Origin of the sequence: Achromobacter insuavis (assembly GCF_902859645.1) — a bacterium.
GTDB lineage: Bacteria > Pseudomonadota > Gammaproteobacteria > Burkholderiales > Burkholderiaceae_B > Achromobacter > Achromobacter insuavis.
Genome location: NZ_CADIJR010000003.1, coordinates 50,164 through 74,567, shown reverse-complemented (window position 1 = coordinate 74,567; position 24,404 = coordinate 50,164). Strand labels below are relative to the sequence as shown.

The following is a 24,404-nucleotide window of genomic DNA, read 5'->3' as shown; positions in this document are numbered from 1 at the left end:
AATCGTGCCCGCCGCCTTTCAGGCCATCATCAAGACCATGACGTTCAGTTTTGTAAACACACAGCTGGACCTTGTGTTCATTATTGTTCAACTGGACGAACCGATCCCGATCGACCCTCTGGTTTTCCCTGAGGATGCCCCTCGGCGCATGAAAGCAGAGTGCAAGGCGGTGTCCTTAAAGTCCCGCTCCTCCGGCATGCAATCGAACGCGGGCCGGATCATTTAGACAACAAATAGGGGAGCAAGCCGTGGGCAGCACCATATTTTCCAGGAAGCGCGATCTGTGGGGCGGTGCATTCATCGCCCTGTGCGGTGCGCTGACCATTCTTGAAGCAACGTCGTATGACATCGGAGAGCTTGCCCGGATGGGGCCCGGCTATTTCCCGTTGATGGTGGGCTGCTTTCTCGTCGCGCTGGGTATTTTGATTCCGCTCAGTCCAGATCCTGACGAAGTGCAGGACGAGCTCATTGAGGAGAAACTGCCCCAGCCCGCGCAGCGCGATCGCGTTCGCGGCATGGCTTGCATCGCCGGAGGGATTGCACTCTTCATCATTCTGGGCAGCTCCGTAGGATTTCTGCCTGCCACCTTCGCGCTCGTCTTTGTCTCGGCGCTAGGAGACACATCGAACTCCGTCAAGTCCGCCACCATTCTCGCGCTTGCAATGACCGCTTTTGGCGCGGTGGTTTTTTCGTGGGCGCTGCAATTGCAGTTCCCCATGCTGCGCTGGGGGTAAGAAATGGATCTCTTCGACAACGTATTGCATGGCTTCTCCGTCGCGTTGCAGTGGGAGAACCTCCTTTGGTCGCTATTTGGCGTCTTCATGGGCAACATGATCGGCGTCTTGCCCGGAATGGGCGTGCTGGCGGCGATTTCGATCCTCCTGCCTTTGACCTATGCGATGACGCCGGTCGCCGCGTTGATGATGCTGGCAGGCATTTACTACGGCGCGCAGTATGGTGGCGGCATCACGTGCATCTTGCTCAACCTGCCAGGGACACCGTCGCATGCTGTGACGTGCCTCGATGGCAATCCGCTGGCGCGGCAAGGCAGATCCGGGTCTGCGCTGTTCATGCTGGTCATGTCGTCTTTTGTAGGCGCCAGCGTGGGCATCATCATCATGATCCTGTTCTCGCCACTGCTGGTCGAAGTCGCATTTCAGTTCGGCCCAGCCGAGTATTTCGCAATGATGATGCTGGGTCTGTTCGCCGGCGCGACGTTGGCCAAAGGCTCTGCCATCAAAGGCATTGCGATGGTATTCCTCGGCTTGCTTCTGGGCGTGGTTGGTACGGACGTCAATACCGGCACCATCCGCTACGCGTTCGGCGTCATCGAGCTGAGCGATGGTGTGCAGCTCGTTGCCTTGGCGATGGGCCTGTTTGGACTAGCGGACTTCTTTGCCAACGTGAACCGCATCGGTAAGGCCACTACCGTTGGGGCAGGCCCAAAAATGTCCGTACGGCCCGAGCCAGGGGATATCAAGAAGTCGGTCATGCCTATCGCTCGCGGCAGCGCTATCGGTTCGGTGCTTGGCATCTTGCCCGGCACTGGAGCGACCATCGCGTCATTCATGTCTTACGCGGTTGAAAAACGCGTTTCCAAAACGCCCAACCGCTTTGGCAACGGCGCGATTGAAGGGGTGGCGGGTCCTGAAGCAGCGAACAACTCCGCGGCACAGACAAGTTTCATTCCCACCATGAGCCTGGGCATACCTGGCGATTCCGTTATGGCCTTGATGCTGGGCGCGTTGATCATCCACGGGATCCAGCCAGGTCCCCAGATGGTCACTGAACACGCGGATCTTTTCTGGGGACTTATCGCAAGCTTCTGGATCGGCAACATCATGCTGGTCGTCATGAACCTGCCATTGATCGGCATGTGGGCAAGACTGCTTAAGGTGCCTTACAAGTATCTCTTCCCATCCGCGCTGTTTTTTGTATGTGTCGGCGTCTACAGCACGAACAACAATCTGTTCGACGTAGGCATGGTCCTGGTGCTTGGTCTGGTGGGCTATCTGTTCCTGAAGCTGCGCTTCTCGCCCGCTCCGCTGTTGCTGGGCTTTGTCTTGGGCCCCATGGTCGAAGAAAACTTCCGCCGCGCACTGCTACTGTCGCGCGGCAGCATGAGCGTGTTCATTGAACGCCCGATCAGCGCTGGCTTTATCTACGCCATTCTCGCTCTTGCGATCTGGCTGGTTTTTTCCACCGTGCGTAACAGAAAGAAGGTTCGCGAGTTGGAGCGTATCCAAGCCGGGGGGTGATCCCGTAGCTATGTAGCGCTGAAAGGGGGCCGGCAGCCGTCGGTCCCCTTTTAGATCAATGGAGAGTGTCATGAGTATATTGGCGCGACACAACGGAGGGAATCGGCCACGCGGGACGGTATCGGTAGTGCGCCAGCTTCCCTTTGTGGAATTCATCGAATTGCTTGAATTCAGTCATCTACGCTTTGAGATGCCGAAGAAGGGGTCCACATCAACATTGGTCGGCTCGCAGGAATGGCTCCGTCAAATTGAGGATGATGTGGCCCAGCCGGGATCTGTTTATGTCTGCACCACGGTCGATGCGCTGCGTCAGGCGGTGCTGGCGCCCGAGAACGCCCAGCTGAAAATCGACATGCCGTCGGATAGCCGCGTGCGGCTGCGGGCACTGTCCCAGCGTCGCGGGCCGCTCGCATCGCGTCCATGCGTGCGTGTAGACTTGCAAGCACTGATTCGACGCGTGCTTGTGCCTGCCAGCGCTCCCGAACACCTTTTCGATCTGGTTAAGCACGTCGTCATGACGCGCGTGTGGGTGGAGGTCGCGCGCGTCTCATCCCCGCGAATCTAACTTGGGCCGTACTGCCCTCTAACTACAGGAACCGACAAGTGCCAGAGTCCAGTCTCGAAATCCTCGCCGCCGTAGTTTTTGCAATTGCCCTTATACATACTTTTTCGGCGCCGCTGTTTTTGCGTCTGGCGCATCGAAGCAAACGTCATGGCGGTTTACTTCATTTGTTGGGAGAAGTCGAAGTCGTTTTTGGATTCTGGGCCGCGATATTGCTTGTCTTGATGGCGTTGGCGGCGTCAGGCGGCACGGCCCTCGCATATGCCGAATCCCGGAACTACACCGAGCCGGCATTTGTGTTCGTCGTAATGGTCATCGCAGCATCATTGCCGGTGCTAACTTTCGTCATGCGCCTAGTCGAACGCGTGGCGCGAGAGCTCCCCGTAAATGACCAGACAGCCAAGGCCTGGCTTTGCCTAGCTATGGTTCCACTCGCCGGCTCCCTTGTTACGGAGCCGGCCGCAATGACGATTGCCGCAATGATGCTGGCGCCGCAAGTTTTCCACCGCGAAATGCCGGAACGCTTGAAGTATTTGGCGCTGGGTGTCTTGTTTGTCAACATATCCATTGGGGGCACGCTGACATCGTATGCCGCACCGCCAGTTTTGATGGTCGCGTCAACGTGGGGCTGGGACAGCGCTTTCATGTTTAAGACATTCGGCTGGAAAGCCGCGCTAGCCGTGCTGGTCAACGCCACGCTGGTGACATTGTTCCTTCGGCCCCACCTGCGTTCGGGAGATGTACTTTCTCTGAAGAAGTCCGCTGTGCCGATGTCTCCCCTCGTCATTGCGGTGCATCTATTTTTTTTGGCGGCGGTGGTTCTCAGCGCACATCACCCCATAATTTTTCTGGGGCTGTTCCTCTTTTTCATTGGCTATACGCAAGCGTACAAAGTACATCAAAGCCCGCTCATCATCAAAGAAGCCTTGTTGGTCGGCTTCTTCCTCGCTGGCTTGGTTGTCCTGGGTGGCATGCAGCAATGGTGGTTACAGCCTATCGTCGGCAGCCTCGAGCCTAACGTGCTGTTCGTCGGCGCTCTGGCGCTCACCGCTATCACCGACAATGCCGCGCTGACGTACCTGGGATCGCTCATCGACGGGATTTCGACTCAGGCACAGTACATGCTGGTGGCTGGCGCCGTGGCTGGCGGCGGCCTGACCGTTATTGCCAATGCGCCCAACCCTGCGGGCGTCGCTTTGCTTCGTGGGAGTTTCGCGAACGGCGCAGTGAGCATGCTTGGTCTTTTGTCAGGCGCGCTGATACCCACAGTGATCGCAGCGGCGTTTTTGTTCTTCTTCTGAAGCGGTCCCGCGGCGCCACCGGCACAGCAAGCGCTGCGGTAGGCTTTGCGCCACGCGTGGGCGCTGTCCTTCGATGTTCGCTTCAAAGGACCTCATCACGATCTGAGGTGTGCGAAAGGCCGCCGCCTAGAACCCGCTTACAAGATATCGAGTTCCCGAACCCAATCAACCGAACGACCGCAATGGGCCGGAATCGGCCCGTCGCGTGCCGCTTGCAGAGGGTGTGATGCGCAGACTGCCCCGCATGGCTTTTTTCAGAAGCCTGGCATGGCAGAACATCCGCTGCGTGGGCAGGTGCTTTTTTTGCTCCTATCGCAGTACCCCGCGGGTCTGAACCAACAGTGATCGATAGATCGTCTCGTGCGAAACAAACACGGTCTTTCCGCCAGGGGATCGAGGTTTCAGCCATCCCGATATCTGTTCGGGGGACCAGTCCGCCTCCAACAAGCGTATCACGACATTGCGCAGCTCCGGCTCCCGAGTGAGCAAGTACGGCTTCGGTCGCCGAGCGCGTTTCAGGAACTGCTTTTCAGCATCGTATGCCCGATACTTCCCTGGGCCACCATGGCGGCCAACCTCTCTCGAGATCGTTGAGGCTGAGCGACCCAGCGCACGACCAATGGCTCGATAACTGGCACCACTGGCGAGCCGTCGAGAGATCGACTCGCACTCTTGTGCGGACAGGCATTCGGCACGGCGTGTTCGGGGACGAGGCGCGATGCCTCCGTGGTACAGAAAAAATCAAATAAGGTGTTGCACTGACCGTCTGAAATTTCGACGCCCGCCATCAGCGCACTCAAACCAGGGACCTTTTTTGAGAACACTGCTGGAAGAGTAAGCAGATGATCCATTCACCAGGCTCGCCAGAGACATCACGAATAGCGGACAACTACCAATGCGCCATCCTTCAGCATGTTGCCACCACACCTCGGTCGGCAATCAAGGGACTCCACAACGGCATGCGAGAACCACGGCGGCCAGACGACCATAGAGATCTGCTCTTGAATTCATGAATGGACTTCATAGCTGCATGCCAACTTCCCCACCTTATCACTACGCCGCACGCGCTCTATAGTTTTATGCGGGTCAAATTGACTGTCATGAAGCCCGAGATTTTGCAGTGCTCCGCCGACAGGCAGCCAGATGCAAAACCAATTCTAGGCGGTCGGCGCCGACCAGCTTGGCTGACGCGACTCATTTCTTGACGCCGCGCAGATCACCGCACAGGGGCTGTAGCGAGCCATGTTCACTCTCATGCAATGAAAGGAATAGCCATGGAACTCAAACGCGCTGGTTCTCAACCTTCCACAAGAGGGCCTGCCGAGTGGTTCACGGGGACGGTTCGCATTGACCCCCTGAACAGCGCTCCGGCGCCTGCTCGTGTTTCTTGCGCAGCCGTGACTTTTGAGCCCGGTGCGCGCACGGCGTGGCACACCCATCCGTTGGGACAAACACTGATCGTCACCGCTGGCTGCGGTTGGACGCAGTGCGAAGGCGAATCTATCGTCGAGATCCGCGCCGGCGATGTCATCTGGTGCCCGCCGGGTCATCGGCATTGGCACGGTGCGTCGCCGACCACAGCCATGACCCATATCGCCATTCAGGAAGCACTCGATGGCAAGAACGTCGAATGGATGGAACACGTCACCGACGCGCAATACCTTGCTGGCCCGCCCAAAGGCTGAGCCGCCTCACTTTAAGGAAAGGACACCCATGTACTCGTTCCACCGCACTATGCGCGAATCCCGTGCAACCCAATCCGATAGGCACAGGAAAGCGCCTCTTCGCCCTGCCGTGTTGGCGGTGACCCTCGGTCTGGTCGCGGCACTGAGCCAAGCAACCCATGCACAGGAGGCCAAGCAAATGAATCAAGTTTCCGCTGGCGCGCCCAGCGCCGCCGAATCCCTTACGGTCCGTCAACAAGCCATCGTACCCATCGGAGCGTTTGCGGCTGCAGGTGACATGGCCAAGCTGAACGCCGCCCTGAATCAGGGGCTGGACGCTGGCATGACGATCAGCGACACCAAGGAAATCCTGGTGCAGCTCTACGCCTACGCCGGCTTTCCGCGCAGCCTCAACGCGCTGGGCGAACTGATGAAGGTGCTGGAAATACGCAAGCAGCGCGGCATCCAGGATGCACCCGGTCGTGAACCCAGCCGTCCCATCCCGAAGGGCGACGCGCTCCTGGCTACGGGAAAGGCCAACCAGACCAAGCTATCGGGCGGGCCTGTGGAAGGTCCATTGTTCGACTTCGCCCCCGTGGCGAACGAATATCTGCGCACCCATCTTTTCGGTGACATCTTCGAGCGCGACAACCTCGACTGGCAAAGCCGAGAACTGGCCACCGTGAGTATGCTGTCGGCGCTGCCCGGCGCCGAGCCGCAGTTGCAGGCGCACATGAAGATCAGCCTGAATACGGGCCTCACTGCGACGCAGTTGCGTCAGCTTACCCACGTGCTCGGCGAGCGCGCGGATGCCGATATGGCTCGCCGTGCGAACGAGGCGCTGGAGCGACAATTGGCTACCAAGGCGGCAAAGTGAGCATTGCCGCCACACATGACGCCAAGTTGACTCCGCGGCTCGGTTCAACCTCCGTCGCGACCAAGGTCACGCCTGGCCGCACTGCCACAAGCGAACGATGCGCCATCAAGACGGCCTTGTCATATGCCATCTGACGCCGCCGTTGCCTCCACACACATGCAGGGCGGTTCAGCAAAAGACACGCGACGCCGCGCGCAGGCGACCCTGATTGCGGCGCTTCTGGGGTTCTTCGTGATCACGCTGGACGCGGTGGTGGTCAACGTCGCGCTGCCGACGCTCGCCCACGATCTGGGTGCCAGTGTGGACGGCCTGCAGTGGGTGGTGGATGGCTACACCCTGATGTTCGGCGCGCTGCTGCTGTCGGCCGGGGCGCTGGTTGACCGCATTGGCGCGCGGCGGGCGTTCGGCATGGGACTGGTGGTGTTCGTCCTGGCATCGATGGCTTGTGGATGGGCCCCGTCGTTGGCGGTGCTGGTGGCAGCGCGCCTGGCGCAAGGTGTCGGCGCCGCGGCCATGATGCCGGCCTCCATGGCGCTGATCCGCCAGGCGTATCCCGACCCGATCCGGCGCGGGCACGCGGTGGCGCTGTGGGCCATGGGCGGCTCCGTGGCGGCCACGTCCGGCCCGGTCATCGGCGGATGGCTGGTTTCGCTGGATTGGCGCTGGATCTTCTTCGTCAACCTACCTGTCGGCCTGTTGACCCTGGCGTTTCTTGCGCGTACGCCTGCTTCACCACGCCGTCCCGCGCCTTTCGACGCGGTGGGGCAGGTGATGGCCATAGTCGCCATGGGAGCGCTGATCTACGGGGCGATCGAGGCGGGCGTACAAGGGCCGGGCGCAATGCCGGTGCTGGCGGCCTTTGCAATGGCGCTGGTTGCGCTGGCAGCTTTCGCATGGTCGCAACTCCGCCGGGCGAATCCCATGGTGCCGCCGGGGCTGCTGGCGCCGCGCAATGCTCGGATTTCGATGGTCGTCGGCTTTACGTTCATGGTCGGCTACTTCGGCCTGCCATTCGTGATAAGCCTGTATCTGCAGCAGCAGCGGGGCCTCTCGGCGCCGGAAACCGGCGTGGCCTTCCTGCCGATGATGTTGATTGGGCTTGTGCTGACGCCGTTCAGTGCGCGCCTGGTACGGCGCTTCAGCGCGCGGACGATGATCGTGAGTGGTCTAGTGAGCATGGCAGCCGGGTTGGCGGCGGTGGCGCTGCTTCCGCCCACCGCGCCCGTGGTGTGGATCGCCGCGCTGATGGTGCTGGTCGGCTTGGCAGGTCCATTCGTCGCCCCGCCGGTGACGGCCGTGCTGTTGTCTAGCGTGCCAGGTGCGTTGGCGGGGACGGCCAGCGGCGTGTTCAACACATGCCGGCAAGTGGGAGGTGCGCTTGCCGTGGCGGTGTTCGGAGCACTTCTGTCGCAGGCATCCAGTTTCACGGCGGGCATGCGCATCAGTCTGTTAGTGGCAGCCGGTATTGCGCTGGTCACTGCGGTGATGGCATTTGGGCTTCACTCTTCAGGAACACCTGAGTTCAATGGATAACCAGCAATTTTTTGACTAACCTACCTCTCAATCGCCGCGGTGCTTACCTGTCGTGCGGCCATAACCACTTGGAAACCTTCCTTGTTTGGCCGAGATGGGCAAAGCCGCGACAGCACAATTTCATGCTTTGCGAGTCGGGGGAAGATTGCTCGACATCCTTTTCATGAAGCGATTTCATAGCTGCATCCCGGTTATGGGTATTTATCAATAAGCGAAGTCGTACTTAAATCTCACCATGTCGAATCGAGATTGGAGTACTGATATGAGTGATTCATTTGCAGGCAAGGTAGCCCTAGTTACGGGCGCCGCTTCGGGCATGGGCCTGGCGACCGCCAAGGCGTTCGCATCGGCGGGCGCAGCGGTCGTGCTGGCCGACGTGAACGAGGCGGCAGTTCGCGCGGCTGCCGATGAGCTGGCAGCGGGTGGCGCTCAGACGCTTGCCGTGCGCTGCGACGTGGCCGACGAGGCGCAGGTCAAGTCCATGGTTGAGCAAGCCGTGACCAAGTTCGGACGCCTGGATGCGGCCTTCAACAACGCTGGCGTGCAAAGCCCGCCCGTGGAGGTCGCCGACATGGATGGGGAAGAGTTTGATCGCGTCAACAGTATCAACCTGCGCGGCGTGTGGAACTGCATGAAGTACGAGCTGATCCAGATGCGTAAACAAGGCAGTGGTGCAATCGTCAACTGCTCCTCCCTGGGAGGGCTGGTGGGTGTCGCGGGGCGGTCGGCGTATCACGCAACCAAGCACGGCGTACTCGGCCTGACCAAAAGCGCGGCGCTTGACTACGCCGCGCGTGGCATCCGCATCAATGCCGTGTGCCCCGGAATCATCAGCACGCCGATGCTCGACAGCATGATTTCTGGCGGCGAGGATGATCTGATCAAGGAAATGCTCAAGGAGCAGCCGATCGGCCGCCTGGGCAAGCCCGAGGAAATTGCCTCTGCCGTACTCTGGCTGTGCGGTCCGGGTTCGACCTTCGTGATCGGCCATGCGCTGGCCGTCGATGGCGGCTACACCGCGCGCTAGGCAATACAGGAGTACTCATGTCCGAACCCAAAGGCTCCATGCCTGGAATCATGGATGGCGAGGGCGTCGCCGATGCGGGTCGCCGCGACATTCTGAAAGCTGGGGCGACGGTGGCCATCGGCGCGGCCATGCCCGCGCTGATGGCCACCGCGAACGCCCAGGCCCAGCCCTCGCACGTCGGGGCAAAGACGCTGATCATTGCCTCCCATCCTTATCCCGACCGTTCTGTCGTCAACAAGGCGTTGTGGGAGGTGGCTCAGAAAGCAAACGGCGCGATGTTCAGGAACCTGGAGTCCGTCTACGGCGATAACATGCGCGGCTTTGACCGCGCGGCGGAGCGCAAACTCTACGAGCAGATGGAGCGGCTGGTGTTCATTTTCCCGATCCATTGGTTCAACCTCACGCCCATGCTCAAGGCCTACATGAACGAGGTTTGGGGATCGGGCCCACCGCCTGAACTCAGGGGCAAGGAGCTGTTCGTCGTGACCACGACAGCCGGCCCGGAAGATGCCTACTCTCCTAAGGGACGCCTGGGCTTCACTATCGACGAGGTACTGACTCCGCTTCGTGCCAGTGCGAAATACACGGGCATGACGTTCGCCAAGCCGCTGTGCTTTTTCGCCGCCTCCGGCAATACCTCGGCGCTGCGTGAGTATCAGCAAGCCCTGACTGCAAGGCTCTGACAGCAAGGTTGCACAAAAAATCCGTGATGACCGATACTTGGGGTATACGAAAAGTCACAGGTCCATGCCCGATGACGGTGCCGCGAAATCAGGCGCATACAGCGCCCTTGCTCACAGGCGAAGCGGGCCAGGCGCACGACGGGTCTAGGTCGACAACGGCGCCTTGGCTGAACGTCGAATGCCGAAAACGATGTACGCCCATAACTTGGCAAGGTACCAGGCAAGTTTGAGATCCCATCGCGGCTTTCGCTAGTGGCCAGAATTACTTCGTAGTCCTTTGAGCGAGCATCGACCTCGCGTCCACGGTGTTTCGCCAGCACATCAGGCGAGCCACTGAGCCCTTGTCACGTCCTATGGAGCTGCCATGAAAGTCGAAGGCCAATGTCATTGCGGTGCCATCACCTACGAAGCGGAGGTGGAGCCCGGAACCGTCATGATCTGCAACTGTGCGGATTGCCAAATGCAGTCGGGCTCGGCGTTCCGAATGAACATCCCAGCGCCTGCGGAGACATTTCGCCTCACCAGTGGAAGTCCGAAGAAATACCTCAAGGTCGGAGACAGCGGCGCCAAGCGCATCCACGGCTTTTGCGGTGATTGTGGCGGGCCGGTGTACTCATTAGCGGCCGAGAATCCTGCAACCTACTCTTTACGAGTCGGCGCGCTCAAACAGCGCTACGATTTAGGGCAACCCATACGACAAATCTGGACCGGGAGACGGTATCCGTGGCTCCCACGCCTGGAGGGTACGGAGGAATTTGCAGGACAGCCATGACGCGCTTGGCGGCCCGTCCAGGCTTCGAGGCACTGCACGAGTTCGGCCTGTAGTGCAGGATCCACCAGCGCGGCTTTACCACGCATAGGCTTGGGGCGACTCACCGCCCGGCCCAGGCCAGATGTCATCCAGGCAGCGCAGCGTATCGTCGGAGAACGAGATCTCCAGCGCCTGAAGTGCCTGCCGGAGTTGCTCGACGGTCCGGGGACCGACGATTGGGGCGGTCACGTCCGGATTGTTGAGCAGCCACGCCAATGCAATCACGGCGGGGGCTTCCCCGAGATCGCCGCACAGCGCTTCGTAGGCCTGAAGCTGCGTCTCGTGCCGTGCCAACGTGGTTCGGACAAGCCTTGCACGGCGGCCCTCCACGGCTTGCTTCTCCTGCATGCCGGCCAGCAGCCCGCGACCCAAGGGGCTCCAAGGCAGAAGGCCCACCCCCAGATGCCGGCAGGCCGGAATCACCTCCAGCTCGACGGTGCGCGTGCTCAGGTTGTATAGGCTCTGCTCGGACACCAACCCCATGAAATGCCGCGACTGAGCCGCCGCCTGGGCCGTGGCAATGTCCCAGCCAGCGAAGTTGCTGCTGCCGACGTACAGCACCTTGCCTTGCTGGACCAGCAGTTCCATCGCCTGCCAGACCTCGTCCCAGGGCGTGTGCCGGTCGATGTGATGCATCTGGTACAGGTCGATGTGGTCGGTTTGCAGGCGGCGCAGGCTATCCTCGCACGCTTTCCTGATGTGGTATGCGGACAGCCGGCGGTCATTGGGCCCCAGCCCCATGGGCTGGTAGACCTTGGTGGCCAGCACGATGCCGTCGCGCCGCGTGCTGTCCTGCGCCAGCCAGCGCCCGATGATTTCCTCTGAGATGCCGAAGCCCTTATCCATGTCCGGCGTCTGCGGGCCGCCATAGACGTCGGCGGTGTCGAAGAAGTTGATGCCTGATTCGACCGCGACGTCCATGATGTGGTGGGCTGCCGCTTCGTCCGTCACATCGCCGAAGTTCATGGTGCCGAGACACAGGCGGCTGACTTTGAGGCCAGAACGCCCGAGATGTGCATATTGCATATACGTGCTCCTTTAGCATGTCCAACACGGCCTTGTCTTCAGCAGGCCGCTGCGGCCTCCCGCTGCTCTCTGCTGATTCCCAGCGGATGGGATCAGGCGGGATCGCGCGGAAGCACCCTCACCGTCGCCGCCCGCGCACGGTCGCTGATCATCGGCCGCAGGTACTGGCTGGTGGAATACTTGGCCCGGTATGCGGAGTCGATCGCGTCGTTGGTGGGGCCGGCGACCGGCTCGAACGTGACGTCGATCACCGATCCTGCCGCCGAAATGCGGCCTGCCCGCTGCTTGATTGCGGCCTGGTACCAGCGAGAGGCCGTGCCGCTATAGCCACGCACGTACAGTTCGCCGTCCACCTGCACGCACCAGATCCAGGTTGGTGTGCCGTAGGTTTTGCCATCGTTGCGCAACGGCGAGATTTTCAGGTCGTCCGCATCCACGATGCGGTCGAGTTGTTCTTGATTCCACATGCTCGTTCTCCGGAATATAGATGCCGGCGCCGGAGCGGCGCAGCCGATGCCTGGTACGAAGCTGGCCGACAGCTCTGCCTATTTACTGCGTTGCCTTTCGGATGGTGACCTTGAGAGGCCCCGGCCGGCGCATGATCTCGACGCCCGAGTCCAGCGAGCCGAGCTTCACCAGTCCGCTGGCGTGTCGGAAGTCCTTGTAAAAAATCGCCAGGTTGCCCCAGGGCGAGTAGTAGGTCAGGTCGCCTGCCTTGGCGGCTGTCCCCGCAGGCGCGTCCTTGGTGGACAACCTCCGAGGCAGGTCGCTAACCTTCTCCGTTGCGGCGTAATCGTCCAGCGTCAGCGACAACGGCAGCAGGGAGGCGAAGTCCCGGGAGCTGTCGTTATCGTCCAAGGTGGCAGTGAGGGTGGTTCCTTCGATGTCGATGCTGATCTGCATGGCGCGATGTTGTTCCTGTGTCGAGGACCTCCTTGAAGAAGGGCTGGAGGCATCGCCCGCTATGGCGCCGGTGGCCACCGACAACGCGGCGGCGCACAGCACGCCCAATCCAAGCCATCTGGCGTTCCTGCGTACCACCCGATCGCCCGAAAGGGTGCCAAGCTCCCCACGTGCAACGCGGGCCACAGGGTGCAGAGTTGTCCTTCGCATCACGCCGCCTTGCGCGCATCCGCCGACAGCGACGACATGTCGATGACGAAGCGATAGTGGACGTCGGAGCGTTCCATGCGCTCGAAGGCTTCGTTGATCTCGTCCATGCGGATCATTTCGCATTCGGGCAGGATGTTCCGCTTGGCGCAGAATTCGAGCATCTCCTGCGTTTCGCGGATGCCGCCAATCAGAGAGCCCGCCACGCGGCGACGTCCCATGATGAGCGGCACAGAAGTCGTCTGCGGAATGCCCCCGATCTGGCCGACCAGTGTCAGCGTGCCATCCACATCCAGCAACGGCAGGTAGGGCGTGAGGTCGTGCTCCACTGGCACCGTGTCGATGATGAGGTCGAAACGCGACTGCGCCGCGCTCATTGCCGCCGGATCGGCCGAGACGATGAATTCGTGGGCACCCAGCGCCTTGGCATCCACGGCCTTGGCGTCGGTTCGGCCCAGTACCGTGACGTGCGCCCCCATGCCGGCTGCGAGCTTGACCGCCATGTGACCCAGGCCGCCCAATCCGATCACCGCTACCCGGCTGCCATGCTGGATATTCCAGGTCCGCAGCGGCGAGTACGTGGTGATGCCCGCGCACAGCAGCGGCGCCACCCGCGACAGATCCAGCCCTTCGGGGATGGACAGCACAAACTCCTCACGCACGATGAGGTGCTTGGCGTAGCCACCTTGGGTAGCATCGCCTGTGATGCGATCCAGGCCCGAGTAAGTGCCGACCAAGCCCTCACGGCAAAACTGTTCATGTCCCTCGTCGCATTGGTCACAATGCTGACAAGAATCCACCATGCAGCCCACGGCGACGTGATCGCCAACGCGGAACTTGCTGACGCCGGCGCCAACCTGGGTGACGCGGCCCACGATCTCGTGGCCGGGCACGATCGGATACAGCGTGCCGCCCCAATCGTTGCGGGCGGTATGCAGGTCAGAGTGGCACACGCCGCAATAGAGAACCTCCATCGCAACGTCGTTGTTCCGCAGTTCGCGCCGCTCGAACTCGAACAGCGCCAGCGGGGTGTCCGCGCTATGCGCGGCGTAGCCTACGGTCTTCATCATCAACTCACATTCTTTGTTGTCTTCCCTGCAATGGCTCTGCCAACCAGAGCCGCCGACAGGGCCATTGCGGAAACCGGATCAGATCGCCTCGGTGCCTCGATCGGGTATGCCAAAGTCATCGGTGTTCATCCGACCCGACGCCCCTCCACTGGATAGCCAGGATCGGTGTAGCCCGGCGTCGAGGCATGGCCGGGCGGCACCAGCGCATCGACGAAACGCTCGTCGTCCGCGGTGAGCTGCACCGTCAGGGCTTCGAGGTAGCTGTCCCACTGCGCCTCGGTACGGGGGCCGGCGATGGTGGAGCTGACCAGACGGTTGTTCAGCACCCAGGCCAGGGCGAAGGCGATCGAGGTCGTGTCGTGCTCGACAGCGCGTGCCGCGATGGCCTGGGCGACCTTCAGCGATTCAGGCCGCCACTCGGTCTGCTGCATGCGCTTGTCGCCACGGCCGGCACGGCTGTCGGATGGCGGCGGCGCGTCCACGGCGTACTTGCCCGAGAGCACGCCGCGCGCCAGCGGGCTGTAAGAAACGACACCCAGGCCGTAGTGGCCCGCGGCGGGCAATTGCTCGACTTCGGCCGTGCGATCGACGATGTTGTAGAGCGGCTCGCTGGCGACCGGACGGTCGATGCCGAGCTGGTCGGCGATGCGCGCCACTTCGGCAATGCGCCAGCCGCGGAAATTGGACAGGCCGAAGTACCGCACCTTGCCCTGGCGGATCAGGTCGCCCACGGCGCGTACGCTTTCTTCGAGCGGCAGGCCCGGGATTGCGCGATGGAAATACAGCAGGTCGATGTAGTCGGAGCCCAAGCGCTTGAGGCTGGCCTCCACCGATTGGTAGATCCAGCGGCGCGACTGGCCTTGCTCGTTCGGGCCGGCCGTACCCGACGCCGGGAAGCCGAACTTGGTGGCGACCACCCAGCGGTCGCGGTCGTCGGCGATGGCGCGTCCGATGATCTCCTCGGAGCGGCCGGCGTGATAGACGTCCGCGGTATCGATGAAGTTGACGCCCTGGTCGCCCGCCTTGGCGATGATGCGCTGCGACGTGGCCTCATCGGTTTCGCCGCCGAACATCATTGCGCCCAGGCACAAGGGTGAGACCTTCAGGGCGCTTTGGCCCAGGTAACGGTAATCCATGGTTCGATTGGCTCTCTCGTGATCAATAGGCTTGGCTGGTCGGACGGAACAGCACTTCGTTGATGTCCACGTCCTCGGGCTGGCTCATCGCGAACGCGACGACGCGCGCGAACGATTCGGCCGGGATGGCCTGCTCGTAGGTCTTGCGCATGCCGGCGGCCACGTCCGAGTCGGTGATGCTGTCGATCAGCTCCGTAGCCACTGCGCCGGGCGAAACGATGGTGGTGCGGATGTTGTAGGGTTTGACCTCTTGGCGCAGGCCTTCGGAGATCACCCGCACCGCGTGCTTGGTGGCCGCATAGACCGTGCCGCCGGGGCCGACCTTGTGGCCGGCCACCGAGGCCACGTTGATGAAGTGCCCGCTCTTCTGGGCCTGCATCACCGGCAGCGCGGCGGCCACGCCGTACAGCACGCCCTTGATGTTCACGTCGATCATGCGGTCCCACTCGTCCACGTGGAGTTTTTCCAGCATCGCGCTGGGCATCAGGCCCGCGTTGTTGAGCATCACGTCCACGCGGCCGTGGAGCTGCACTGCGCGATCGACGAGGCGCTGCACCTGCGCGCGGTCAGTCACGTCGGTCTGCACGACGGCCTGATCGTCCAGCTTGAGTTCGCGCGCCAATGCCTGCAACCTGTCGATTCGCCGCGCGCCCAAGACCAGCTTGGCCCCTTGCCGGGCCAGCAACCGGGCGGTGGCCTCGCCCAGGCCGCTGCTTGCGCCGGTGATGACGACTACCCTGCCTTCGATGTTCTGTGTCATGTGATTTTTTCCTTTCTGAAATACGTTTTGCAGCACTGCGCGCGCAGCACCAAACCCATGCCTATAGACATTCCACTGGAGATGACCGATGGCAGTGCGCTCTCCAGCCGGGCGATGCTTCCAATATCCAAGCGCAAGCGCCTAGCTTTCAACAGCTTCGCAGGCCTGCTTCCGATGGGTCAATTTGAATACGACTGCGCACATTGATAAATAGGCCTTTGACGAATGTAGCCATGAGCCGTTTTCATAAAACTGCATATTGGCAGCTAAATTGACAGCAGTGTTACACCGCTATTCTTCGATCCTTCGCCACACTGGATTGATGAAATTCCTTCATGGCCGCTTGCGGACTCACCCGCTTAATCCCACGGCAGGCCTCTGATACAAACATGGATCGGGCCGCCTTTTTGATGACGGGATACGTCTGTCATCCAGCCTCACCTTGCGATTACGCGTAGGCGAGTAACCAAAGCCGCCGCTCTTGCAGTGGGTTCCGCCGCCGAAAAACGGGTACACGGCGGGCAGTCCCCTGACCCTCCAACCTCAACCACCTCGCGGGGCAACCTATGAAAAAGACGCTTGCAGCAATTTCCCTATTCGCACTCCTGGGCGCTGGCACTGTGCATGCACAGAACATCCAGATCACGCCCAACGGCACCAATCCGTCGAGCATCGGAGACAAGAAGTACTTCTCCGGCCACGCCGTCGTCGACCCGCTCTTTCCCGCTACCGCGGAGTCGCACGCCACGTTCGGCGAGGTGATCTTCGCACCGGGGGCACGCACGGCCTGGCACACCCATCCTGCCGGTCAGATGCTCATCGTCACCGGCGGCCAAGGCTGGGTCCAGCAGGAAGGCCAGGCGCGCCGCGTGATCAACTCTGGCGATGTGGTATGGATTCCGGCCGGCGTCAAGCACTGGCACGGCGCGACCGACAAGACCGGCATGTCCCACATTGCTGTTTCCTATATGAAGGATGGCTCCAACGTCACCTGGCAAGAACTGGTCAGCGACAAGGACTACAGCGAGAAAAAGTAAGCCCGACCGCGGCTTGCATCCACGATGGGTTCGCCGCACGGGGCGTAAATGCCCCGCGGCGGGTTTCCCGCCATAAGACGAATGGAGCACTATGGAACGCAAGTATTTGCTCGCTGGTCTACTGACTAGCGTCTTGGTTGGTCAGGGCGCACTGGCACAAGGCAATGATCGCGTCGATTTCCCTGCAAACTACCGGCAAGGCGTTCACTACGCCACCGTCGAGCGCGGCGGCATTCGCGAGGAAATCTTCACCAGCCGGAATGCCATCAGCGCCGCCAAGAGCGGCAAGCCCCTGCCCAGCGGCACGGTCATCACCATGGAGGACTACCGCGAAGGCAAGCTGTTTCGCTACATCGTCATGGAAAAGCGCATTGGTTGGGGTGAGCGTTACCCCGAGGCCACGCGCAATGGCGATTGGGAGTTCCAAGCGTTTCATCCCGACCGTACGGTGAATCGTTCCGAAAACGTGTCACGCTGCATGGGCTGCCACAAGGGGCAGGCCAGCCGGGACTATGTGTTCACGCTCGACCGCATCAAGAGCGCGGCGGTCCGCCAATTGGAGAACGCGCTGCACCAGGCGCTGGCCCCCAGTCCGACCCGTGGGCACGGGCCGATGCTGGATCATGAGGTGATCGGCATGCTGGCCGCATCCGGCAACGATACACCTGCGGCGGCGACGGAGTAAGCGCCCCGTCCCCGCGAGAAACGCCTGGACAGGGAATGTCCGGTTAGGGCTGGTATCGCAGCGCTTCGGTCACCAGTTTCATCGCCTGCGATGGCTGCCGTCGGCTCGGGTAGTACAGATGGTAGCCCGACCACAAGGGACACCACTCCTCCAGAATGCGCACCAGGCGCCCCTTGGCGATGTGCGGCTGAGCCAGGATCTCCGGCACATAAGCCAGCCCCAGCCCGGCCAGCGCCCCGTCAAGCACTTCATAGATGCCGTTGAAGACCAGTTGCCCCTCGACACGGACGTTGAACTCCCGGCCGCCTTTTTTCTGGAATTCCCAGGCATAGAGGCCACCGTGCGTGGGCAGACGCAGGTTCACGCACCGATGATTGACCAGATCGTGCGGCGTCGCAGGCGGCGGATTCCTGGCGAAATACCCCTTTGTGCCGACCAGCGCAAAACGCTCGTCGGGACCGATCCGTACCGCGATCATGTCCTGCGCAAGTTGTTCGCCGAAGCGCACGCCCGCGTCGTAGCGATCGGCCGCGATGTCGGTGAGGCCGTAGTCGCAGATCAGTTCGATCTTGATATCCGGGTAGTCCACAAGAAATTTGGACAGCTTGGGCCAGAGGATGGTCCTGATCGCATAGTCGGTCGCGGTGATGCGCACGGTCCCGGTCGGTTGGTCTCGGAATTCGCTCAATGCCTGGACCTGTGCGTCGATCTCGGCCATCTGGGGCGAGATGTTCTGGTACAGGCGTTCACCTGCCTCGGTCGGTGACACGTTGCGGGTCGTGCGCGTCAGAAGCCGAATCCCCAAGCTGCTTTCCAGTGTTCGGATGGTGTGGCTCAGCGCTGACTGCGAAACGCCCAACTGCGCTGCCGCCCGCGTGAAACTGCCCTCGCGGGCAACGGTCACGAATGCGAGAAGTCCGCTGTAGTTGTCACGGGACATTCATGAAACTCCTTCATGGGTGCATGCCAATTTTACCAGCTTATCGGGTTTCCGCCTTTTTGCAACAATGTCAACAGCCAGCTTGCGTGCAGGATTTTCTGCTGTCAGACCTAGCCCCAACCCCACCATCGTCATCGCACCTTCGAACTGGGAAACCGCGCTCACGTCACGGAAGGGGATTGAAGATAACCGGCACTTCTTACCAAGGAAGATTTATGCGTCCGAAAGTCATTTGCCACATGATCGGCTCCATTGATGGCCGGCTTTTGTCAGGCCGATGGACTCCGCTGCCTGAAGGCGCGCAGCCGAATACGATTCTCAAAATCTATGAAGACGCCGCCAACCGATTGGGAGGGCAAGGCTGGATCGTTGGCCGCAAGACGATGTCCGAGATGGTCGGTGCGCCCTCGCCCCAACTCCATGAAGCGCCCGCCACCACACTGACGCGCAGCCCCCATGTCGGAAACCGGCAGGAGCGCACTCTTGCTGTCGCGGTCGATCCCAGCGGCAAGCTCCACTATGGAGTGGACCATATCGGGACGGATCATCTGGTGGCGATCTTAGGCGAACACGTGACCGACGAGTACCTGGGCCAACTGCGCGCAGATGGCGTGTCTTATCTGTTCGCAGGTGCCCAGGGGCAAGATCTGGCTGCCGCGATGGAAACGCTGGGCACCACGTTCGGCATCGACACGATCCTGCTGGAAGGCGGTGGCACCATCAACGGCGCTTTCCTCAAGGCCGACCTGATCGACGAGATCAGTCTGCTGGTGTATCCGGGCATCGACGGTCTTGCGGGCATCCCCAGTGTCTTCGAGTACCAAGGAAGCAGACACGACGCGCATCCCGCCGCAGGCCGGTCGCTGCGCTTGCTGTCCGTCGAAACGCTTGCCGCTGGGATCGTGTGGCTACGCTATGCGATCGATCGGAAGGCAAATGGTTGACTGCAATGACGCCGATGGATGCCTGAGGCTGTCTGCTATCTCACGGCCAGCGCCTGCCGGTGGCGGCCAGCCTTTGCGAACCGCGCCTGCATTTACGACACGACTCCCCTCTAGACACATCCCAATTTCGAGTGAACCAGCAGCCATGAGCAGACCCATTACCGACACCGCGAGCGTAGGGCATTCCACCGCTCGCCGAGAGTTCATCCACGCCGCAGTTCTTGCCGGAGCTGCAGCCTTGCTTGCCGGCACTCCCCGCTTTGCAACTGCATCTTCCACCACTGCCAAAAAGGTAAATCGCATGCAACTGACCCAAGAATGGGACAAGACCTTTCCCAAGAGCGACAAGATCGGTCACAAGAAGGTGACTTTCCAGAACCGCTACGGCATCACTTTGGCAGGAGACCTGTATCTGCCGAAGAATGCCATCGGCAAGCTGCCGGCCATTGCCATAAGCGGCCCGTTCGGCGCCGTGAAGGAACAGTCGTCCGGCCTGTACGCCCAGACGATGGCCGAGCGCGGCTTCGCTACGCTGGCCTTCGATCCGTCATACACAGGCGAGAGCGGCGGAGAGCCGCGGAACGTTGCCTCGCCGGACATCAACATCGAGGACTTCAGCGCGGCCGTCGATTATCTGGGGCTGCAATCGAACATTGATCGCCAGCGCATCGGCATTATTGGCATCTGCGGCTGGGGCGGCATGGCGCTGGGCGCTGCCGCTGTGGACAAGCGCATCAAGGCCGTCGCCACCAGCACCATGTATGACATGACCCGCGTCATGTCCAAGGGCTACAACGACAGCACGACGCCCGAGCAGCGCCTGCAAACCTTGGAGCAACTGAGCCAGCAGCGCTGGGCCGATGCGGAAAAGGGCACGCCCGCCTACGGCCCGGTGTCGCTCGAACTCAAGGGCGGTGAGCCGCAGTTCGTGGTCGAGTACGCGGCGTATTACAAGGACAAGAAGCGCGGCTTCCACCCCCGCGCCATCAACTCGAATGCAGCGTGGACCCTCACCACGCCGCTGTCGTTCATGAACCTGCCGATCTTGACCTACATCGCGGAAATCTCGCCGCGCCCGGCACTGCTCATCCACGGTGAAAAAGCGCACTCGCGCTACTTCAGCGAGACCGCTTACGCAGCGGCTGCGGAGCCCAAGGAACTCGTGATCATCCCCGGCGCCAACCACACCGATCTGTACGACCGCCTGGACGTCATCCCGTTCGACAAGCTGACGATGTTCTTCCAGAAACACCTGGCCTGAACGGGTGTCACATCCGACGGTCTGAACCCTTCAGCGTCTGAGCCATGGCCGCACCCATCCACTCAGATAGGTGCGGCATTCTTGCTGAACACGGAGCTGTGACGAAAGCGCGACTGATGGAGATGACTTTGCCGCAAATCAGTGGAGGACAATCTCGATGAAGAAAGTGGTCTTGTTGGGTGCCAATGGCCAATCCGCCAGAGCAATCGCGGTGCGGCTTTTGGAGCAGAGCGACATAGAGTTGACGCTCTTTGCGCGTAGTGCCAAGCACCTACGTGATTTCGAAAGTCAGCGCGTCCACATCGTGGAGGGCGATGCCCGGAACCTCGATTCCCTCAGAGCGGCGATCAAAGGACAGGACGTCGTGATCAGCGCGATGGGGGGCATGGATCTGGGCGACCTCACGGAAGGCGTCGTTCGGGTGATGGAGGAAGTAGGCGTTCGCCGCATCATCGCCATCAGCGCAGGGGGCATCTACGACGAGTTGCCCGAGCCGTTCAACACCTGGGACAAGGGCATGGTGGGCTACACCCGGCCGACCCATCTGAAGACAGCGCAGGTGATTGAGCAGTCCTCGCTGGACTACACCGTTCTGCGCCCTGTCTGGCTCACGGACAAGTCCATCGAGCAGGTCGAACTGACCCGGAAAGGTGAGATATTCAAGGGAACGGAGACCTCGCGCGCCAGCATCGGTCGCTTCGTGGCTGATCTCGTCAAGCAACCAGGGCGCCACATCAAGGCAGACCTAGGCATCAGCCAACCTCATACCGATGGCGACAGGCCCGCCGCCTACCGCTGAGCCGCATGGATCCGCAGCCGCAACGGACTCCCGTGATTAAGGACGAAATCCTCATCCCTCCGGCGCATCGCCTGGCGCGGGCGATGTGCGCCTGCCTAGCCGATGACTATCAGACACGCAGCCCGGTATCGATCCCGCTATCCGCGCAGGCCTTGCAGACCGCCGTTACCGAGTCTTGGTTTAAGCGCTACTCAAATACTACGGCCTCAATGGAAATCTAGTCCAACACTGACGCTCCAGCCCTCTCTCGCAAAGCGTTGAACGTCCGCATTCCGAGATTTTGACTGTCTGCATAGGCATAGGGGCGGAACCCGCCCGTGGCAACTGTCACTCCCTCCCAGAAACAGCCATTCGACGATACGAACCTGCTAGACTTCAAAGGGCCAATTCCTTGTCTGCTGCACGCAGTTCGATGACGTCACCAGCTATAGCTCAATGTCCCCACCACAGCGCGCCGGTTGCCGTAAAACACGGACTGATCGTAGAAACCCGGGGTGAAATAGCGCTTATCAAAGAGGTTGGTCGCACTAATCGAAGCGCGCAAGCCCTTGAGATCTTGACTCAACTGACCCAGGTCATATCGGACCACCGCATCAACCAGGGTGTACCCGCCGATCTTGATCGTATTGGCCGCGTTGTAGGACGACCCAACATACCGGATGCCGCTGCCCAGGCCCAGCCCGGCGAGCGGCCCGGTGCGTACGGTGTAGTCGACGAACAGGCCCGCCATGTGACGCGGCACCGACGCTGGGCGTAGGCCCTTCTTGCTAACGCCGGTGACGAGATTGGCATTGTCCTTGGTGATCTCGGCATCCAGATAGGTGTACGACGCCGCCACGTTCAGGCCCGCGGCCTGCGAGGTCTTCGCTTCCAACTCCAGCCCGCGCGAGCGCACCTCGCCGTCCTGCACCGAATAGCCGGAGTACACAGGGTCCGCGGTCGTGACGTTTTGCTGCGTCAACTGGAACAGAGACGCGGTGATCATGCTGTCGGAACCCGGGGGCTGGTACTTGATGCCGACTTCGTACTGCTTGCCCTTGGTCGGATCAAAATTGCCGCCTCCCCGTGCCGGTGCCATGGTGCCCGAGGCGGGCTGGAACGACGTGGAGTAGCTGACGTACGGTGCGATGCCGTTGTCGAAAAGATAGGTCAGTCCGCTACGGCCGGTGAAGGCTTCCGAGTTGACTGTGCTGGACGCATCGGACAGATAGTCGGATTCCTTGTTGGTGGCCCAGTCATAGCGGCCGCCCAGCGTCAGGATCCAGCGCTCATAGCGCAGTTGGTCCTGCGCATACAACCCGGTCTGATAGACCTGGCTCTTGCCGTCCACCGATTTGAAGCTGTTCCACGTGGTGGTATTGGTGTAGACGGGATTGAAGATGTCCACCGTGCCATTGGTGCCCCCGGTGCGGGATTCGCGGCCGGAATAGTACCCATAGTCCAGGCCCGCCAGAACGGTGTGCTGCACGGCGCCCGTCGAAATGCGGCCTTCGACATTGGTGTCGACCAGGAAGGTGTCGGTGCTTTTCGGGCGGTCCTGCATGCCGAACGTGTAGTAGCGTCCGGCGGTCAGTTGCGCGCTGTTGCGTGCGCCGCTGGACACGTAATCCACGTCGGCGTGCGTGTAGCGCGCCTTCTGACGCACGGTCCAGTTTTCCGTGGCGGCATGTTCGATTTCATAGCCGACCGAGGTGTTTTCGACCGTGTAGTGCGTCAGGTCGGGTTGCCCCAGGAAGACGTCCGACGGGAAGCGGCCAGCCGGGTTGTCATAGACGGTGCCGGTCAGCGGGAGGCTTTGTTCCGAACCGCCGCGCTTGGATTTCTGGTAGCTGGCGTAGACGGTGACGTTGGTCCGGTCGGTGGGACGCCATGTCAGCGACGGCGCCAGATAGAGCCGGTCGTCGGGCGAATGGTCGACCTGGGTGCCACTGTTGCGCGCCACGCCGGTGATGCGGTAAAGCCACTTGCCCTCCTGATCCATCGGACCTGCAAAGTCGAACGCGGCCTGGCGGCGGTCGAAATTCCCGCCCTGCAATTCGATTTCATGCAGCGGCGTTTCGGTCGGGCGCTTCGTCGTCATGTCGACCAGCCCGCCCGGGGCGATTTGCCCGTACAGCACGGACGACGGCCCCTTGATGACGTCGATCCGTTCCAGCCCGTAGGTCTCGATATCGATGTCGTACTGGTTAAACCCCGCGCGCAGGCCGTCCCGGAACGTCGAGAACAGGTTGAAGGCGCGGAAACCTCGAAGGTAGATGTCGGGCGCGCCCTGCCCGCCCGGATAGTCGATGGCGCGAATGCCGGGTGTGTACGCCACTGCGGAATTGAAGTTCTGCACGCCCCGCTGATCCATTTCTTCGCGACTGACGACGCTGATAGCTTGGGGAATCTCGATCAGGGGCGTATTGGTCTTGGTGCCGCCCGACGAACGCACCGCCACAAAGCCGTCGTCGGCCAGCCGTTCGGTGGAGCCGGTCACGGCGATGCTGGGGAGGGTGACCACGGATCCCGCTACGGGCAGAGCCTGCAGCGTGTAAGCGCCCTGCGCGCCGCGGACGGCCTCCAGTCCACTACCCGCCAGTGCGACCGCGAAGCCCGCATCCACCCCATACGCGCCATGCACGCCGGCAGAGGTCAAGCCGCGCGTTTGCGCGGCATCGAACGAGATGGCCACGCCGGCTGCGCTTGCATACTGGCTGATCACTTGGGCCAGCGGCCCGCCAGGGATGTCGAAGCGGCGGGCGGTGGACTCGGAGGCCATGACGGCGCCTTGCGCATGCAGCATCGGCGAGGCAAGCAGGGCCGACGCCATGAACAATAGCGCCAAATGGGACGGCAAGGCGCGCAGGCGCATGCCGCGGACGGAAATAGAGTGAACAGAGGGGTTGTACGACATGAAGTCTCTCAGGAAGACGTGAAA

General features: G+C 61.3%; 24 protein-coding genes and 1 pseudogene. 16 read left to right on the top strand and 9 right to left on the bottom strand.

Annotated elements, in window-relative coordinates; genetic code table 11:
* Positions 1-4: 4 nt before the first annotated feature.
* The 5 genes from H0523_RS03285 (at position 5) to H0523_RS03265 (ending at position 4,121) form a co-directional block, all read left to right on the top strand.
* On the top strand, positions 5-226 hold the full coding sequence (locus H0523_RS03285) for a hypothetical protein (protein WP_054428394.1): 222 nt from the start codon (positions 5-7) through the stop codon (positions 224-226).
* Positions 227-248: 22 nt separating this feature from the next.
* Positions 249-734 carry a tripartite tricarboxylate transporter TctB family protein gene (locus H0523_RS03280; protein WP_231689858.1) on the top strand — a complete coding sequence of 162 codons (486 nt, stop codon included), beginning with the start codon at positions 249-251 and terminating at the stop codon, positions 732-734.
* A gap of 3 nt (positions 735-737) precedes the next feature.
* Positions 738-2,258 (top strand): tripartite tricarboxylate transporter permease, encoded by a 1,521-nt coding sequence (locus H0523_RS03275; protein WP_054428395.1) that lies wholly within the window; start codon positions 738-740, stop codon positions 2,256-2,258.
* Positions 2,259-2,385: 127 nt separating this feature from the next.
* Positions 2,386-2,823 (top strand): hypothetical protein, encoded by a 438-nt coding sequence (locus tag H0523_RS03270; protein WP_234353517.1) that lies wholly within the window; start codon positions 2,386-2,388, stop codon positions 2,821-2,823.
* Between the two features lie 38 nt (positions 2,824-2,861).
* Positions 2,862-4,121 carry a putative Na+/H+ antiporter gene (locus tag H0523_RS03265; RefSeq protein ID WP_054428397.1) on the top strand — a complete coding sequence of 420 codons (1,260 nt, stop codon included), beginning with the start codon at positions 2,862-2,864 and terminating at the stop codon, positions 4,119-4,121.
* A gap of 309 nt (positions 4,122-4,430) precedes the next feature.
* Here H0523_RS03265 and H0523_RS32440 read toward each other — a convergent pair whose 3' ends face one another.
* Positions 4,431-4,781 (bottom strand): helix-turn-helix domain-containing protein, encoded by a 351-nt coding sequence (locus H0523_RS32440; RefSeq protein ID WP_353851931.1) that lies wholly within the window; start codon positions 4,779-4,781, stop codon positions 4,431-4,433.
* A 614-nt stretch (positions 4,782-5,395) separates the two neighbouring features.
* Here H0523_RS32440 and H0523_RS03255 point away from each other — a divergent pair.
* The 6 genes from H0523_RS03255 to H0523_RS03230 all read left to right on the top strand — a co-directional run bounded on the left by H0523_RS03255 (position 5,396) and on the right by H0523_RS03230 (position 10,677).
* Positions 5,396-5,806, top strand: a complete 411-nt coding sequence (locus H0523_RS03255) for a (R)-mandelonitrile lyase (protein WP_054448032.1) — start codon at positions 5,396-5,398, stop codon at positions 5,804-5,806.
* Positions 5,807-5,984: 178 nt separating this feature from the next.
* Positions 5,985-6,662 carry a carboxymuconolactone decarboxylase family protein gene (locus H0523_RS03250; RefSeq protein WP_054429200.1) on the top strand — a complete coding sequence of 226 codons (678 nt, stop codon included), beginning with the start codon at positions 5,985-5,987 and terminating at the stop codon, positions 6,660-6,662.
* Positions 6,663-6,785: 123 nt separating this feature from the next.
* Positions 6,786-8,195 carry an MFS transporter gene (locus H0523_RS03245; protein WP_081397566.1) on the top strand — a complete coding sequence of 470 codons (1,410 nt, stop codon included), beginning with the start codon at positions 6,786-6,788 and terminating at the stop codon, positions 8,193-8,195.
* A gap of 262 nt (positions 8,196-8,457) precedes the next feature.
* Entirely contained in the window at positions 8,458-9,222 is a 765-nt protein-coding gene (locus H0523_RS03240) for an SDR family oxidoreductase (RefSeq protein ID WP_054428398.1), read from the top strand.
* A gap of 17 nt (positions 9,223-9,239) precedes the next feature.
* Complete coding sequence (locus H0523_RS03235) at positions 9,240-9,905, top strand: NAD(P)H-dependent oxidoreductase (protein ID WP_197286516.1); 666 nt, start codon at positions 9,240-9,242, stop codon at positions 9,903-9,905.
* Between the two features lie 364 nt (positions 9,906-10,269).
* A complete protein-coding gene (locus H0523_RS03230) occupies positions 10,270-10,677 on the top strand; it encodes a GFA family protein (RefSeq protein ID WP_076409393.1) in 408 nt (135 codons plus the stop codon).
* 75 nt (positions 10,678-10,752) lie between these two features.
* Here the strand turns inward: H0523_RS03230 and H0523_RS03225 are convergent, their stop codons facing one another.
* The 6 genes from H0523_RS03225 to H0523_RS03200 all read right to left on the bottom strand — a co-directional run bounded on the left by H0523_RS03225 (position 10,753) and on the right by H0523_RS03200 (position 15,818).
* Positions 10,753-11,742, bottom strand: a complete 990-nt coding sequence (locus tag H0523_RS03225) for an aldo/keto reductase (RefSeq protein WP_054428399.1) — start codon at positions 11,740-11,742, stop codon at positions 10,753-10,755.
* A gap of 92 nt (positions 11,743-11,834) precedes the next feature.
* Entirely contained in the window at positions 11,835-12,209 is a 375-nt protein-coding gene (locus tag H0523_RS03220; protein ID WP_054428400.1) for a DUF2255 family protein, read from the bottom strand.
* Positions 12,210-12,291: 82 nt separating this feature from the next.
* The gene (locus H0523_RS03215) at positions 12,292-12,645 is read right to left on the bottom strand and encodes a cyclophilin-like fold protein (RefSeq protein WP_054428401.1); all 354 of its coding nucleotides are present in this window, start codon (positions 12,643-12,645) and stop codon (positions 12,292-12,294) included.
* 209 nt (positions 12,646-12,854) lie between these two features.
* Positions 12,855-13,922 (bottom strand): NAD(P)-dependent alcohol dehydrogenase, encoded by a 1,068-nt coding sequence (locus tag H0523_RS03210; RefSeq protein ID WP_217482961.1) that lies wholly within the window; start codon positions 13,920-13,922, stop codon positions 12,855-12,857.
* A gap of 125 nt (positions 13,923-14,047) precedes the next feature.
* Positions 14,048-15,058, bottom strand: coding sequence for an aldo/keto reductase (locus tag H0523_RS03205; protein WP_054428402.1), 1,011 nt, complete (start codon positions 15,056-15,058; stop codon positions 14,048-14,050).
* A 22-nt stretch (positions 15,059-15,080) separates the two neighbouring features.
* Positions 15,081-15,818, bottom strand: coding sequence for an SDR family oxidoreductase (locus H0523_RS03200; protein WP_054428403.1), 738 nt, complete (start codon positions 15,816-15,818; stop codon positions 15,081-15,083).
* 566 nt (positions 15,819-16,384) lie between these two features.
* Here H0523_RS03200 and H0523_RS03195 point away from each other — a divergent pair.
* Together H0523_RS03195 and H0523_RS03190 are read left to right on the top strand one after the other, a co-directional pair.
* On the top strand, positions 16,385-16,855 hold the full coding sequence (locus H0523_RS03195; RefSeq protein WP_054428404.1) for a (R)-mandelonitrile lyase: 471 nt from the start codon (positions 16,385-16,387) through the stop codon (positions 16,853-16,855).
* Positions 16,856-16,946: 91 nt separating this feature from the next.
* The gene (locus H0523_RS03190; RefSeq protein WP_081397565.1) at positions 16,947-17,540 is read left to right on the top strand and encodes a cytochrome P460 family protein; all 594 of its coding nucleotides are present in this window, start codon (positions 16,947-16,949) and stop codon (positions 17,538-17,540) included.
* Between the two features lie 43 nt (positions 17,541-17,583).
* Here the strand turns inward: H0523_RS03190 and H0523_RS03185 are convergent, their stop codons facing one another.
* On the bottom strand, positions 17,584-18,480 hold the full coding sequence (locus H0523_RS03185) for a LysR family transcriptional regulator (RefSeq protein ID WP_054428405.1): 897 nt from the start codon (positions 18,478-18,480) through the stop codon (positions 17,584-17,586).
* A 215-nt stretch (positions 18,481-18,695) separates the two neighbouring features.
* Here H0523_RS03185 and H0523_RS03180 point away from each other — a divergent pair, with 215 nt between their 5' ends.
* The 3 genes and pseudogenes from H0523_RS03180 to H0523_RS03170 form a co-directional block, all read left to right on the top strand.
* On the top strand, positions 18,696-19,424 hold the full coding sequence (locus tag H0523_RS03180) for a dihydrofolate reductase family protein (protein WP_054428406.1): 729 nt from the start codon (positions 18,696-18,698) through the stop codon (positions 19,422-19,424).
* Between the two features lie 301 nt (positions 19,425-19,725).
* Complete coding sequence (locus H0523_RS03175) at positions 19,726-20,685, top strand: alpha/beta hydrolase (protein ID WP_054428407.1); 960 nt, start codon at positions 19,726-19,728, stop codon at positions 20,683-20,685.
* 142 nt (positions 20,686-20,827) lie between these two features.
* Positions 20,828-21,484 (top strand): annotated as a pseudogene (locus H0523_RS03170) (SDR family oxidoreductase); the annotation flags it as partial.
* A 418-nt stretch (positions 21,485-21,902) separates the two neighbouring features.
* On the opposite strand, the gene H0523_RS03165 reads toward H0523_RS03170, so the two are convergent.
* A complete protein-coding gene (locus tag H0523_RS03165) occupies positions 21,903-24,380 on the bottom strand; it encodes a TonB-dependent siderophore receptor (RefSeq protein WP_231689856.1) in 2,478 nt (825 codons plus the stop codon).
* Positions 24,381-24,404 lie beyond the last annotated feature (24 nt).

Excerpts from the sequence above, each read along its gene's own strand:
- H0523_RS03275 (WP_054428395.1), top strand. The coding sequence starts at position 738 with ATGGATCTCTTCGACAACGTATTGCATGGCTTCTCCGTCGCGTTGCAG.
- H0523_RS03255 (WP_054448032.1), top strand. The coding sequence starts at position 5,396 with ATGGAACTCAAACGCGCTGGTTCTCAACCTTCCACAAGAGGGCCTGCC.
- H0523_RS03250 (WP_054429200.1), top strand. The coding sequence starts at position 5,985 with ATGAATCAAGTTTCCGCTGGCGCGCCCAGCGCCGCCGAATCCCTTACG.
- H0523_RS03245 (WP_081397566.1), top strand. The coding sequence starts at position 6,786 with ATGCCATCTGACGCCGCCGTTGCCTCCACACACATGCAGGGCGGTTCA.
- H0523_RS03240 (WP_054428398.1), top strand. The coding sequence starts at position 8,458 with ATGAGTGATTCATTTGCAGGCAAGGTAGCCCTAGTTACGGGCGCCGCT.
- H0523_RS03235 (WP_197286516.1), top strand. The coding sequence starts at position 9,240 with ATGTCCGAACCCAAAGGCTCCATGCCTGGAATCATGGATGGCGAGGGC.
- H0523_RS03230 (WP_076409393.1), top strand. The coding sequence starts at position 10,270 with ATGAAAGTCGAAGGCCAATGTCATTGCGGTGCCATCACCTACGAAGCG.
- H0523_RS03225 (WP_054428399.1), bottom strand. The coding sequence starts at position 11,742 with ATGCAATATGCACATCTCGGGCGTTCTGGCCTCAAAGTCAGCCGCCTG.
- H0523_RS03220 (WP_054428400.1), bottom strand. The coding sequence starts at position 12,209 with ATGTGGAATCAAGAACAACTCGACCGCATCGTGGATGCGGACGACCTG.
- H0523_RS03215 (WP_054428401.1), bottom strand. The coding sequence starts at position 12,645 with ATGCAGATCAGCATCGACATCGAAGGAACCACCCTCACTGCCACCTTG.
- H0523_RS03210 (WP_217482961.1), bottom strand. The coding sequence starts at position 13,922 with ATGATGAAGACCGTAGGCTACGCCGCGCATAGCGCGGACACCCCGCTG.
- H0523_RS03205 (WP_054428402.1), bottom strand. The coding sequence starts at position 15,058 with ATGGATTACCGTTACCTGGGCCAAAGCGCCCTGAAGGTCTCACCCTTG.
- H0523_RS03200 (WP_054428403.1), bottom strand. The coding sequence starts at position 15,818 with ATGACACAGAACATCGAAGGCAGGGTAGTCGTCATCACCGGCGCAAGC.
- H0523_RS03195 (WP_054428404.1), top strand. The coding sequence starts at position 16,385 with ATGAAAAAGACGCTTGCAGCAATTTCCCTATTCGCACTCCTGGGCGCT.
- H0523_RS03190 (WP_081397565.1), top strand. The coding sequence starts at position 16,947 with ATGGAACGCAAGTATTTGCTCGCTGGTCTACTGACTAGCGTCTTGGTT.
- H0523_RS03185 (WP_054428405.1), bottom strand. The coding sequence starts at position 18,480 with ATGTCCCGTGACAACTACAGCGGACTTCTCGCATTCGTGACCGTTGCC.
- H0523_RS03180 (WP_054428406.1), top strand. The coding sequence starts at position 18,696 with ATGCGTCCGAAAGTCATTTGCCACATGATCGGCTCCATTGATGGCCGG.
- H0523_RS03175 (WP_054428407.1), top strand. The coding sequence starts at position 19,726 with ATGCAACTGACCCAAGAATGGGACAAGACCTTTCCCAAGAGCGACAAG.
- H0523_RS03165 (WP_231689856.1), bottom strand. The coding sequence starts at position 24,380 with ATGTCGTACAACCCCTCTGTTCACTCTATTTCCGTCCGCGGCATGCGC.